A 14,363-nucleotide genomic window follows, 5' to 3' on the forward strand; every position below is an offset into this window, starting at 1 on the left:
AAAAAAGACTGACTACTAAAGTGTACCACTTTTTTCGTCAGTCTCAACTGTTTATTCTTCTGTCATTGATTTGATGCTAGCTTCAAGTGCAGCAATTTTTTCTTGTGCTGCTTGGTTTGAATCACCTTTGACACCAATATAAAATTTGATTTTTGGTTCCGTTCCAGAAGGACGGATCGCGATCCAACCGTCTTCTTCTAGTGTATATTTCAATACATCTGAAGGTGGAGTCGTTAGTTTTTCTACATTTCCTTGGTCATCTGTTTTTGTCAGTGCCTTGAAATCTTCTGTTTGTAAAACTTTTTCTCCGGCAAATTCAGTTGGTGCATCTTTTCTGAATTTCTCCATCAGTGCTGCAATTTTCGCTGAACCTTCTTGCCCACTCATTGTGACTGAAATTGTTTTTTCTGCATAATAGCCATACGTTTCAAAAATCGATTGTAACCCATCATAAAGGGTCTTACCTTGTTTTTTATAAAATGCAGCAACTTCTGCTAATAATAATAGTGCTTGAATCGCGTCTTTATCGCGAACGAATGGTTTGACTAAATAACCGTAGCTTTCTTCAAAACCAAACATGAATGTATGCGCCTTGGTTTCTTCAAATTGTTGGATTTTTTCAGCAATAAATTTGAAGCCAGTCAAAACGTTCATCATTTCTACACCATAATGTCTAGCGATTGCTGTCGGTAGTTCACTTGAAACGATTGATTTCAAGACCGCCGCATTTTCTGGCAGTGTTCCTTTTTCTTTGTGAGCTTCTAGGATATATTGGACAAGCAAAGCGCCGATTTGATTTCCAGTCAATACTTTGTATGAACCGTCTGGCAAGCGTACAGCTGCACCTAGACGATCGGCATCTGGATCAGTAGCAATCAATAGATCTGCGCCTTCTTTTTCGCCTAAACGGATTGCGTATTCAAAAGCAGAGTGTTCTTCTGGATTTGGTGATTTGACTGTGGTGAAGTCTGGGTCAGCGACTGCTTGCTCAGGAACCAAGACAAATTGTTCAAATCCCGCTTGAGTCAACGCACGCTCACCTAACATTTTGCCTGTTCCGTGTAACGGCGTGAAGACTAGCTTCAATTCTTTCCCTAATGTTTCTACTAATTCATGATTGATCGTCACTGCTTTGATTTCTTCCAAGTACGCTTGGTCGATTTCTTCGCCGATGATCGTGATCAAATCACTATTTTTTGCTTGTTCTTCTGCTAAAACTTCTACTTTTAATGGATTGCTGATGTTTCGTACATATTTTGTCAATGCGTCTGCATCAGCAGGCGGCATTTGTCCACCATCTTCGCCATAGACTTTATAGCCATTATATGCCGCTGGATTATGAGAAGCTGTAACCATGATCCCAGCGAATGCGTTAAGATGACGAACCGCAAATGAAAGCTCTGGGGTTGGTCGTAAGCTTTCAAATACAAAAGATGGAATACCATGTTGCGCTAAAGTTTTTGCCGCTTCCATTGCAAATTCTGGCGATTGATGACGTGAATCATAAGCAATCGCTACCCCACGTTTTTTTGTTTCTGCTCCTTGTTCATCCATAAATTGTGCAAGCCCTTCTGTTGCTTGACGTACAGTATAGATGTTCATTCGATTGATTCCAGGTCCTAAGATCCCGCGCATTCCTGCTGTACCAAATTCCAAAGGTGCGTAGAACGCATCTTCTAATTTTTCAGGATTTTCACTTAATTCTTTTAATTGTTTTTTTAAATTTTCTTCTAATGATTCTTCAGTTGCCCATTGCTCGTAAACTTGTTTCCAAGACATGAAGCTGACACCTCTTTCTAAAAATATATTCCTTTCTAAGTATAGCATTCTCTATTTAGATAGCAAAGCATAAGAAAAAGAGGTCAGGAAAGAAGTGTTCAGCCTCGAGAAATAGGCGCCATCCACGAAAATTGTTCTTCAAATTTTTGTGGATGGCGCCTTATTTCCGAAGAGGTTACTTCTGTTCCCGCCGTTTATTCGGTTTTAGGTGGCACATGAGGACTAATGTCCCAGACACCTTTCGTTTTTTAAATCATTAGTTATCCTTGAGCGTTTGGCGTTTCTTCTAATGCTTCCAAGTATTTATACACTTGTTGTCCAGCAATCCCGCCATCGCCTACTGCTGTGGTGATTTGGCGTAGATCTTTTTCTCGCACATCGCCAATAGCAAACACACCAGGCATATTCGTACGCATATCTTGATCTGTTGGAATCCAGCCAGCAGCATTCGTGAGTCCTGCTTTGCGGAAAGGTTCAGTTAATGGATCTAGTCCAACGTAGATGAACACACCGTCAGCTGCTAATTCGATTTCTTCCCCTGTTTTTGCGTTGTGCCCTTTGACACCAGTAACGACCATATCATTTCCGATGATCTCATCAGTGATCGTATCCCAAACAAATGAGATTTTTTCGTTCGCAAATGCGCGATCTTGGATGATTTTTTGCGCTCTTAGTTCATCACGACGATGAACGATAACGACTTCTGAAGCAAATTGTGTCAAATACACAGCTTCTTCTACTGCAGAATCGCCACCACCGATCACGACTAAGCGTTTATCACGGAAAAATGCACCGTCACAAACCGCGCAATAAGAAACGCCACGTCCAGCATATTCTTCTTCGCCTGGTACTCCTAGTTTACGATGGATACAACCAGTTGCAATGATGACTGTTTTTGCTTCGTAACTTTTGTCTTCACAGATGACTTCTTTATAGTTGCCATGATCTTTGATATCTTGGACGATACCGTAGACATTTTCAGTTCCAAATCGTGAAACACCTTCATACATTTTATACGCAAGGTCTGGCCCCATGATCGAATCAAATCCAGGATAATTTTCTACTTCTGCGGTGTTGTTCATTTGCCCACCAGGTGCCCCTTGTTCGATCATCGCTACTGATAAGTTTGATCTTGAAGCATACAAAGCAGCGGTCATGCCAGCAGGTCCTGCACCAATTACGATTACATCATACATATGTAGATTCCTCCGTTTTAAAATCAAGTAAGCCTACTTTACAGCCAATCACACAAAAAGTCTATTGTTCTGCCTACGAGTTTCGAATAGATATATTATACTCGAAATCGATAGACAAAAACAATAGACATTCTTATTCTATCCTATTTGTTCGCTAGATTTTCACCATTCGAAGCAATCACTTGTTTATACCAATCAAATGATTTTTTCTTTGTTCGTTTCAATGTACCATTGCCTTCATTGTCACGATCAACGTAGATAAAACCATAGCGTTTCTTCATTTCACCAGTTCCAGCAGAAACTAGATCGATACATCCCCAAGTCGTATAACCTAAAAGATCAACACCATCTAATTCGACTGCATCTTTCATCGCTTGGATGTGTGAAGCAAGATATGAAATGCGATAGTCATCTTCCACATAGCCATTCTCATCCGGAGTATCTACCGCGCCCAAACCATTTTCGACAATAAACAATGGTTTTTGATAACGATCATAAATATCATTCAAGGTTACCCGTAAACCTAATGGGTCAATTTGCCAGCCCCATTCACTTGCTTCTAAATAAGGGTTTTTCGTTGATTCAAAGATATTTCCTGCGGTTTGTTCTAATAGTTTTGGATCGGTTGTTGAAACACGAGAAGAATAATAAGAGAATGAAATAAAATCAACAGTATGTTGTTTCAATAACTCTAAGTCTCCTGGTTCCATTTTGATCTCGATGCCTTGGCGTTCCATTTCTTTTAGTGCATATGCTGGGTATTCTCCTCTTGACTGCACATCGATAAAGAAGTAGTTTTCACGGTCTGCTTGGCGTGAAGCCCAGACATCTTCTGGTTTACATGAATAAGGATAATAAGCCCCCGCAGCTAACATACAGCCGACTTTATTCTCAGGGTCGACTTCATGCGCGATTTTTGTGGCAATCGCACTCGCTAGTAACTCATGATGAGCTGCTTGATATTTGACTTGCTCTACATTGTCACCTTCTTCAAAATACAAGCCAGCGCCCATGAACGGTGCATGTAAAATCATGTTGATTTCATTAAAGGTCAACCAATATTTTACTAATCCTTTGTAACGGTTAAAGACCACGTGACAAAGGTTTTCATAAAATCCGACTAATTCACGCGAACGCCATGCCCCATATTCCTTGACTAGATGCATCGGGCAGTCAAAATGGGTGATCGTTACTAAGGGTTCGATCCCATACTTTTGACATTCTTTAAAGACATCTTCATAGAATTTCAACCCTTCTTCGTTTGGCTCTTTCTCATCACCTAATGGAAAAATACGGCTCCAGGCAATCGATAGACGGTAGGTTTTAAAGCCCATTTCTGCAAATAAGGCAATATCTTCTTTATAGTGATGGTACATATCGATCGCTTCTTTTGCTGGATAAAAATGTTCGTCATCAAACTCAAACATTTTTTGTTGACCGGTAATCACTGGAAAACGATCTGGACCAATCGGCACGACATCTACATTGGCTAAGCCGCGCCCTCCTTCGTCGTATCCACCTTCACATTGATTGGCAGCTGTTGCGCCACCCCATAAAAAGTCTTTTCTAAATCCCATCGTTGTTATACTCCTTCCACTACACGTTTTTCTGACAATTCTCTTGCTAATTCATCTTGCACTTCGATGCCTTCTGCTGTTAAGCGATCGATGGCTTCTTTAAATTGTGGTAAATACTCTTGATGAGCAATAAATAATTCATCCATCATACGTTTTGCTGTTTTACCAGAACGAACTAATGGGTTGATCGTAAATGCTTGTAACGCCGTCCCGTAATCACCTGTGACAGCTGCTTCGATCGTCAACAACTCCATATTTTTCATCACTTGTAACCAGCCACGTTCTGCTGTAGGTAATGAACCAAAAGCAACACTTCTTGCTCCTTGCGCGCCTACATACGCTGTTACTTCAACGACACAGTCTGCTGGTAGATCAGGCACTGCCCCATTGTTTTTCGTTGAGACAACGATTTGAGTTTCTTTATTGCCATAGATCGAAGCAATCGTTTCACACGCAGCATCCGAATAATAGGCACCACCTCGTTGTTGTAATTGTTCTGGTTTATGATCGAGTTGCGGATCTTTGTATAGCTCAAACAATTCCGCTTCTGTTTGTTTGACTTGTTGTGCTCGCGTTCCGATCGTGTGGTATTCTTCCAACGCATGCTCCAACATTTCTTCTTCACGATAGTAATAGCGGTGATAGCCACAAGGAATCATTTTCATCTGATCGAGTTGTTCTCTAAAGAATGGCACATCGAATATGTTTTTTGGCAACCCGTTATCTTCCGCATAAAGTTGTTCAATCAACTCTTCTGTACGATCATTTCCTTTTGCATCCGCTACTTTGTGCCAATGGAAATGGTTCAGCCCAGCAAATTTATAAATCAACTCTTCTTTCTTTTCACTGATCATGACTGGCTCTGTCATCATTGCCATTACTGGTACATTGCACAATCCAATCACTTTGTCCCATTTCCCATAACGAACGACTGCTTCAGTCACCATACCGCTTGGATTAGCGAAATTGATCAACCAAGCGTTCGGACAGAGGCGTTTCATGTCTTCAACTACTGCTAAAATGACTGGGATCGTACGAAATGCTTTGAACATTCCCCCAGCTCCATTGGTTTCTTGGCCTAACATGCCGTAGTACGCTGGAATGCGTTCGTCTTTTACACGAGCATCCAATTGACCGACCCGAAATTGTGTAGTGACAAAGTCCGCATCTTTCAATGCTTCTTCGCGATCTAAGGTGGCATAGATTTTCACGTCATATGGAGAAGCATCCCACATCCGTTGGGCCATTTCACTGACGATCGCTAGTTTTTCACGCCCAGCTTCGATATCGACTAACCAGATTTCACGAATCGGCAATTCATCGTAACGTTTGATGAATCCTTCCATTAGTTCCGGTGTGTAACTACTTCCGCCACCAATTGTCGCGATCTTGATTCCTTGATTCATACACTCACTCCTTCTTCTTTTTTACAACTCCATTATCATTTTTGTAAATAAAAGTCACAATACTTTTTAACCAATTTGAATAACCATTTACAAAATGCTCGATATTCTTGCATTTTTTTGTAAATTTATTGCGCATAACAAAAAGAAAAATAATGAGAAAATCCAAGTAAAACCTAATTTTTCAATCAAAATAAACGAGTAAAGGAATTACTTCTCTTTTTTTTGTTTCATTGACACACTAAATAATACCGTTTACAATTATTTTACATATTTTTAACTAAAAACGTAAAAAAGAGGATCGAATTATGCTATTAAAGGAAAAGCTTAAACAAATCAACTTTTCACCTTCAGAAAGCGAAGTCATCCGTTTTCTCCAAGCCAATGAAACAACTCTGGCCGATCGAACGATTCAACAAATTGCTGAAACTTGCTATGTCCATCCTTCTACTTTGATTCGGATCGCCAAAAAAATGGGTTTTCACGGATGGGTGGATTTTAGAGATGCGTTCATTGCTGAAACAGAATATCTACAAGGAAACTTTCAAGAAGTGGACGCCAATCTCCCTTTTTCCGAAAATGAAGGCATCATGACGATCGCTAATCGGATTGCGGCACTTGAACGTATGACGATCCAAGATACGTTATCCTTGTTGATGCACGACGATCTCCAACAAGCAAAGCAACTTCTGCTGCGATCGAATAAAATCGTATTATTTTCGAGTGATACCAACACATTGATTGCTCAATCATTCAAATTGAAAATGAATCGGATCAAACAAGAAGTGACCATCGTGCCCACATCTGGCGAGTCCTATTACGATGCCTACAATTGTCAGCCTGAAAACTGTGCGATCTTGATCTCTTATACGGGAGAAAATCAGATGATGCTTCGGACTGCTGAAATTTTGAAAGAAAAAAATGTGCCGATTTTATCGTTGACGAGCATCGGTGAGTCCAGTTTGTCCACAGCGAGCGATGTGGTATTACGCCTGACAACACGTGAACGATTGTACTCAAAAATCAGTAGTTTCACGATCAATACGTCGATCTCCTATTTGTTGGATGTGTTATATAGTTGTGTCTTTGCTGAACATTATCGTGAGAACCTCGATTATTTGATCGAAGTCGGGCAAAAAGTCGATACACGGCAGATCAGTTCATCCATTATGAAAGAAGAACTATTTACCGATTCAATCGAAGATGGCGATTAGTCTACTTTTATAGCGGGAACGATCAGAAAGATTCGTTCAGAACAAAGTTGCTCCTTGAAATTTACTCTCTAATTAAATAGCTGAACTTCTAAGAAAATAAGCCGTAACATCCAAAATATGAGAGGAAACCCTCGGATGTTACGACTTTTTTTGGAATCAGGTACTTAGAAACATTCTCCTGTGGAAAAATGCTTTTTAACACTAAGCTAACTTTCTAAAACCTTGATCTAAAGGGCTTTGAACTCATCAAGTCAACGCTGTGATCAACTCATCCCCATTCGTCACGATCTTCGATTGATTCTCGACGATATCGAGGTAATCTGCTGAATTGGTAATGATGACAGGGGTTTCTACACTATAGCCTTCACTTTCGATCGCATTGATATCAAATCGCAATAAGACGTCTCCTTGTTTCACTTTATCCCCTTGTTTCACAAAAGACTCAAAATGTTTCCCTTCCAATTGTACAGTGTCTAACCCAACATGGATCAACAGTTCTAATCCACTTTCAGAAACTAAACCGATCGCATGTTTTGAAGGAAATAACGTCATCACTGTCCCATCGAATGGTGAAACGACTTCCCCTTTTTCTGGATAGATCAAGATTCCTCGTCCTAACGCGCCTTTAGCAAATGCTTGGTCTTTTGCTTCGCTTAAAGATGCAATACCACCTTGGATCGGTGTTTTGACGATTTCTTTGATTTTACTTTCTTTTTTCTCAGACACTACTTCTTCGGTATCTTTCCAGAACAAGAAAGTCGAAGTAAAACCGATTGTTACTGCAATTGCGATACCGATAAAGGCATTGTACATGCCACTTGCATCGCTACCACTAATGAAGTTGACCACTCCGAAGATGCCCAATCCACCCATTGTATAACTTGTCGTACCACTCATCATCAAATAGATACCAGAGATTGCCCCACCAATCATTGAATAAATGAACGGGGTCTTTTTAGGTAGAGTGATTCCATAGATGGCTGGTTCTGTCACACCAAAGATTCCTGAGATAAAGGCAGGCATACATAAGGCTTTCATTTTCTTGTCTTTAAACTTGAAGTACATTGCTAATACCACGGCGGTTTGTGCAAAACTTGCCCCAAAAACACCTACAAGCATTTGACTTGAGCCATTTTGTGCCAACTGCATGATCGCCAAAGGAATGATACTCCAATGTAGACCGAAGATAACTAATACTTGCCAGAAGAAGCCTAGAACCCCACCATATAATGCTGGTGAAAAATCCATCAATGCTTGGAAACCTGCACTCAACCACTCTGTTAACAAGCTAACGATTGGGCCAATCACCAAAAAGCCGATCGGTAGAGCAATCAATAAGACCATAAAAGGAACAACAAATGTTTGGACAACTGTTGGAACGATCTTCTTCGCAAATTTTTGGACTTGTCCGGCAAAAGCAATGATAAAGATGACAGGAATGACACTTGATGTATAAGAAGCTCCTACCCAGGGAATACCCAAGAAACTTTCATATGCAGGTAATCCTAAAAGGCTAAGCGGCGCTGCAGCACCTTGATTGGCTGCTTCAAAACTACTTTGTAATGCGGGACCTTGCACGGTCGGATAGACAAGGGCTGCACCGATGACGATGCCGACCATTGGATTCAATTTGAATTTTTTAGCTGCTGTATACCCTAGAATAACTGGCATGAAATAAAAGATCGAATCACCGATCCCATTTAACATGATATAAGTTCCGGAAGTCTGCTCATAAAATCCTAAAAAGATAAATAATGCATTCAATCCTTTGACCATCCCGGCAGCTGCTAAAGCTCCTAAGAAGGGTTGGAAACAACCACTTAAAATATCGATCAAACGATTAAATATATTGCCTTTCGCAGGGGCTAATTCCGCATCTTCTGAAATCCCTGCTACACTTAATACATCTGCATATACGTCTGGTACATGATTACCAATGACTACTTGGTATTGCCCACCGCTTTTCATGACGGTCACGACACCATCCATATTCTTCAATGTCTCGTCATCTGCTTTACTTTCGTCTTTTAACCGAAAACGCAAGCGAGTCACACAGTGCGTCAAACTACTGATATTTTCTTTTCCTCCAACATATTTCACGATTTCTTTTGCTAAATCTTGGTATTTTCCCATGTTCTTTTCCTCCAATTGTTTGATTGAAGGTTTAGCCAACTCAATGTCACTATCCTTTGGTACTCATTCGTTGAATCCACGGCCCTCCTTTTAGTGATTTTTTTAATGATTATTATCTGCCAAACGAGCCAGATGGATCGTTAAGTAGACAATTTCATCGTCTGACATATGATAATTAAATGTTTCCTGTAAGAATAAAGCGATTTTGTCCACGCAGCCAGAAGCCGTTTGGTATTTTCGCTGGATCATCTGGATCAATTCCTCCTCGACCTCACCTTCTTGGGTAAGGGACGTGTTCATCACACGGCTAAGAAAAAAACGAAGATGCGTGACAAATCGGAAAAAATAAAGCGATTCTTCATCAAAGGGTGTTTGATAATAATAGCGAACGATATTCAAAATATCTTGAATGGTTTTCGTAAACTGGTACATATTGTTCATACTATCTTGTTCTGATTGTGCATTGACTAAATGAAGGGCAATGAATCCAGCTTCATTTTCGGATAAATCAAATCCATATTTATGATGGACTTTTTCAATCGTTTTTTTACCTATTTGGTATTCTCTCGGAAATAATTGCTTGATATCATATAATAAAACATTAGGTAATCCAACGCCGGTTTTATAACGTTTGATCGCATTGTATAAATGATCGGTCAATGAAATATAAATGGATTCATTCAATGTCACATCTAACTTTTCTTTCGTATACTCAATGATCTCGTAGGAGAGTTCGAGGTATTCCATCGGGATATCCTCCGCTAATTTTTGAAAATGTCTCGACAGTCGATCATCTGTCAAATGAAATTCTTTATCCACACCCGCTTCTAAAATAGCATCACCAATCTTTTTTTTGAATGCTAATCCTTTTCCCATAACGATCATTTCTCGATTTAATTTGTCCCTTGTGACAACGACATTATTATTTAGAATTTTTTCAATCCGCATAATATCCCCTTTCTATGATTGTCACTCCTAAAAAAACAAAAAAACCCAAAAAGTCAGCCATGGAATCGTTTCATGGTGACTGATTAGGTTTAGCTTGCGTGATGCAATCACTATCCAACAGTATGTTCTTTTCTTCATAGTAGCGAAACAATTTTAAAATGTCAACGCTTTCTTTTGTATTATTCCTATATTTCTAAAAAAAATTCTTTCACGTTAACATGGAAACTACCACTCCCCCAGAACAGCCATTAACTAGACAGTAAGAATAGCCGATTGACTTTTTTGATTTGAATCACACCGCTATCAATCAAGTCATAAAAAAAAGCCTTGATCCCCAAAAGTTGGCATGTTTTTGGGGATTCAAGACTTATGAGTTGAGGCTAACTATTTTTATCACGGCTTACGATACAAGTGTTTCAAAAACAGATGCCTTTATTCTTCCCTGTTACTCACTTTGTAATTTGTACATATCTGCGTATAGCCCTTCTTCCGCTAAAAGTGTTTCATGATTCCCGCGCTCCACGATATGTCCTTTATCTAATACGAGGATCAACTCTGCATCACGGATCGTTGACAGACGATGGGCGATAGCAATCGTTGTCCGACCTTGACGCATCTTCGCAAGTCCTTCTTGGATCAACACTTCTGTTTCTGTGTCGATATTCGCCGTTGCTTCATCCAGAACTAAGATTTTAGGATCCGTTACAATCGTTCTGGCAAACGTGATCAATTGGCGTTGCCCACTTGAATAGCTCGCCCCTCTTTCAATCACTTTTGAATGATACCCTTTCGGTAAGTCTTCAATGAACTGATTCGCTTGGACAAACTCAGCGGCTTCACGTATTTGTTCGTCTGTGATCTCTGGATTCATCATTCGGATGTTTCCAGCGATATCCCCATAAAATAAGAACGCATCCTGTAATACTAGACCCATTTTATTGCGTAATTCAGCGATCGGATATTCACGAATGTCATGGTCATCAATCAAGATCTGCCCTTCGTAAAACTCATAAAAACGCATCAACACATTGATGATCGAACTTTTCCCACTTCCTGTATGTCCGACTAATGCGACAGTTTCTCCTGGATTAGCAACAAATGAAATATTGTTCAATACATTGTTTTTTCCATCATAAGAGAAACTGACATTACGAAATTCGATTTTTCCAGCAGTGATCGTCCGATCCGCTGATTCCTTTTGCTGTGGTGCATATTCTTCCGTATCCATGATTTTCAAGATACGACTTCCTGCGACTGTTCCGTCCGTAAAGACACTCAAGAAGTCCATCATTTGCGACATCGGATTAAAGAATCCTTGAACATAGGTGGTGAAGGCAAAGATCAAACCGACTTCAACTGGTGAATGTAACGCGTCGAGTCCGAACAACGTCAAAGTCAAGGCAACTGCTAAAGCATATAAAAAACTGATGATTGGACTCAAAAGAATCGAATTTGTCTTGATCATGGCATAGCGAGTCGCTAGATACTCTTCATTGACTTCCTCAAATTCTTTTGCTAAACGCGATTCTTGACGAAATTGTTGGATGATCCGCATCCCAGAAATCGATTCATTTAATTTTGTGTTCAATTGACTCAAGCGCTCACGCATATTTCGATAGATCCTTGAACTGAATTTTTGATAATACCAAATCACTACTCCTAAAATCGGTAAAAAGATCAGACACCATAGCGCGATTTTTTGATTGATTTGAAACATCGCAATAAATGAAGAAATCACGGCAAAAATTCCTGTTAAAACCATCAGAAAGACATACCAAAATTCAAACAGTGTTTCTGTGTCATTAGTCACACGAGAAACAGTCGATCCAGCTGGCGTTTGGTCAAAGTACCGCATTCCTAGTGTATGAAGTTTCTCAAACAACTTTACACGGATATGTTGGTAGGTCTTCAATGACGCCATCGAATATAGATACCATTGGAAAAACCAGATGATACTTTTGACAATGACCCCAAATAGATAAAGCCCTGCAAAGAAAAGGATGACTTGTGTCGTTGCTGACTGCTTCGCTAGATGCTCATCCATGAATGTTTGGATGATCCTTGGCAATAGCACATTGATGACTGATAATACTAAAGCAAATAAAATCGCAATGATGAATGTCGAGCGAAAGGGTTTAGCAAATTGCATCAACCGTTTAATGATCGAAGCTTGTTCTTTATAGGTCATGGATTTTGACCATTCCGACTGATATTGATCTTCCATTATTCGCCACCTCCTTCAATTTTTGCTTCTAATTGTTGTTTCTGCCACATTTGTTCGTACCAACCGCCAAGAGCTAACAACTCTTGATGTGTGCCACGTTCAATGATCCGACCATGATCGATGACGATGATTTCATTGGCGTGCATGACACTACTTAAACGATGGGCCGCAATGATCGTGGTTTTGTTTTTCCGTTCTGCTTTAAGGTTACGTAAGATTGCTTCTTCTGTCTTAGCATCAACAGCGGATAATGCGTCATCCAAAATCAATAATTCGGGACTTTGGATCAATGCACGAGCAATCGACAACCGTTGCTTCTGTCCACCAGAAAGGGAGACTCCACGTTCACCGACCATTGTCTGGTACCCTTCTGGCAGTCCTTTGATTTCTGTGTTGATATACGCCAATTCCGCTGCTTCTTCCACTTCTTCTGGTGATTTCTGTGGATTGGAGAAGCGAATATTATCTAGGATCGTCATCGAAAACAAGAAATGATCTTGTGGCACATAACCAATCGAGCGCAACCAGGCATCTAGTGAGTAGTCTCTGATCGTTCGTCCGCCAAATTTGATTTCTCCTTGATAATGGTCATACTCACGCATCAATAATTTGATGATCGTCGTCTTACCGGCACCTGTTTTACCAACGATACCTAACGTATCACCTTCATTGATCGCAAATTTGATGTGTTCTAATGCTGGCTGTTCATCGTCTGGATAGGTAAATTGTGTGATTGCCACATTCAACTCACCTTTTGCTGGTGTCATTTCTGCTCCTACTTTTTCGACGATATGTGTTTTCTCATGCAATAGTTCATTGACACGATCATACGAAGCATTCCCTCTCTCTAGTACATTGAACAGACGTCCAATCGCAAACATCGGCCAGACAAGCATACCGATATAACTGATAAAGGAAACCATCTGTCCAATTGAGATCGTACCATCCAAGACATAACGTCCACCTAAAATAATTGTCGCCACATATGACAAGCCAATGATCAATGTGATGAATGGATCAAAAAGCGCATCTAAAAAGTTTACTCGCTTATTTTTCTCAATGGCATCATCGATCTTTTCTTGGAAATCTTCCAAGTCTTGTTTTTCTTGACCAAATGTTTTGATGACTTTGATACCTGTGATACTTTCTTGCGTTTTATCGTTGATACTTGAAAAGGCTTCTTGTGAGTCACGAAACGCATCATGTAATTTTGAGCCTAAGATCCTTGAAGTAACCGCTAATAATGGCAATGGGATCAATGCAATCAACGTTAACCGCCAATCAACGAATAGAACCATCGCAATGATCGTCGTTCCTCCAGTGATCACTGAATCTGCAAATGTTAAAATTCCTGCACCAGCTACATTTTGAATCGCGTTCAAATCATTCGTTGCATGAGCCATCAAATCACCCGTCCGGTATTTTTGATAGAACAAACTATCCATTCGCGTAAAATGAGCAAATAGACGCTGGCGTAATTCTTTTTCAAGTCTAGCTGCACTGCCCCAAATGTTCATTCGCCAAATATAGCGAAAAAGATATTGCAAAAAAGCTGCAATGATCAATACACCTATCCACAATGCAATGATTTGCATCGAGATATTTTGATCGGCGATTTCATCGATAATGATCCCGATGACTTTAGGTGGGATCAACTGCACTATTGCCACCGCGAACAAAGAAAATACGCCAATCAAATAGTGCTTTTTCTCTTGTTTAAAAAACCAACCCAATTTTCTGAAAATCGACATATACTTCCTCCTTCTAACTCCTAAAAATTTCATTTATTTCCGAGGTTGAATTGCATCCTCAGATATCGTTGATCACAATCGAAAAAATATGATCGTCATACAATTTATAAAAAATAATGATTGATCGGCATGAATGCG

The 14,363-nt window shown here is 39.9% G+C and carries 9 protein-coding genes; 1 reads left to right on the plus strand and 8 read right to left on the minus strand.

The features are described from left to right. Window positions 1–51: 51 nt before the first annotated feature. From HZ311_RS02805 to HZ311_RS02820, 4 genes are all read right to left on the minus strand, one after another. On the minus strand, window positions 52–1,779 hold the full coding sequence (locus HZ311_RS02805) for a phospho-sugar mutase (protein ID WP_010734953.1): 1,728 nt from the start codon (window positions 1,777–1,779) through the stop codon (window positions 52–54). Window positions 1,780–2,039: 260 nt separating this feature from the next. Next, window positions 2,040–2,975: a thioredoxin-disulfide reductase gene (gene trxB, locus HZ311_RS02810; RefSeq protein WP_023520004.1), complete on the minus strand. Its 936-nt coding sequence runs from the start codon at window positions 2,973–2,975 to the stop codon at window positions 2,040–2,042. Between the two features lie 143 nt (window positions 2,976–3,118). Further along, window positions 3,119–4,552 carry a 6-phospho-beta-glucosidase gene (locus HZ311_RS02815; protein WP_023520005.1) on the minus strand — a complete coding sequence of 478 codons (1,434 nt, stop codon included), beginning with the start codon at window positions 4,550–4,552 and terminating at the stop codon, window positions 3,119–3,121. Window positions 4,553–4,557: 5 nt separating this feature from the next. Next, window positions 4,558–5,958 carry a 6-phospho-beta-glucosidase gene (locus tag HZ311_RS02820; RefSeq protein ID WP_023520006.1) on the minus strand — a complete coding sequence of 467 codons (1,401 nt, stop codon included), beginning with the start codon at window positions 5,956–5,958 and terminating at the stop codon, window positions 4,558–4,560. A gap of 305 nt (window positions 5,959–6,263) precedes the next feature. Between HZ311_RS02820 and HZ311_RS02825 the strand changes: the two genes are divergently transcribed. Further along, window positions 6,264–7,169, plus strand: coding sequence for a MurR/RpiR family transcriptional regulator (locus tag HZ311_RS02825; RefSeq protein ID WP_023520007.1), 906 nt, complete (start codon window positions 6,264–6,266; stop codon window positions 7,167–7,169). A gap of 246 nt (window positions 7,170–7,415) precedes the next feature. Here HZ311_RS02825 and HZ311_RS02830 read toward each other — a convergent pair whose 3' ends face one another. The 4 genes from HZ311_RS02830 to HZ311_RS02845 all read right to left on the minus strand — a co-directional run bounded on the left by HZ311_RS02830 (window position 7,416) and on the right by HZ311_RS02845 (window position 14,225). After that, window positions 7,416–9,302 (minus strand): beta-glucoside-specific PTS transporter subunit IIABC, encoded by a 1,887-nt coding sequence (locus tag HZ311_RS02830; RefSeq protein ID WP_023520008.1) that lies wholly within the window; start codon window positions 9,300–9,302, stop codon window positions 7,416–7,418. Window positions 9,303–9,404: 102 nt separating this feature from the next. Further along, window positions 9,405–10,250, minus strand: coding sequence for a BglG family transcription antiterminator LicT (gene licT / locus HZ311_RS02835; protein ID WP_023520009.1), 846 nt, complete (start codon window positions 10,248–10,250; stop codon window positions 9,405–9,407). A gap of 445 nt (window positions 10,251–10,695) precedes the next feature. Further along, window positions 10,696–12,474, minus strand: a complete 1,779-nt coding sequence (locus HZ311_RS02840) for an ABC transporter ATP-binding protein (protein WP_010734946.1) — start codon at window positions 12,472–12,474, stop codon at window positions 10,696–10,698. Beyond that, a complete protein-coding gene (locus tag HZ311_RS02845) occupies window positions 12,474–14,225 on the minus strand; it encodes an ABC transporter ATP-binding protein (protein ID WP_023520011.1) in 1,752 nt (583 codons plus the stop codon). The genes HZ311_RS02840 and HZ311_RS02845 overlap by 1 nt, the downstream gene beginning before the upstream one ends. Between the last annotated feature and the right edge of the window lie 138 nt (window positions 14,226–14,363).

Origin of the sequence: Enterococcus mundtii (assembly GCF_013394305.1) — a bacterium.
Lineage (GTDB): Bacteria > Bacillota > Bacilli > Lactobacillales > Enterococcaceae > Enterococcus_B > Enterococcus_B pernyi.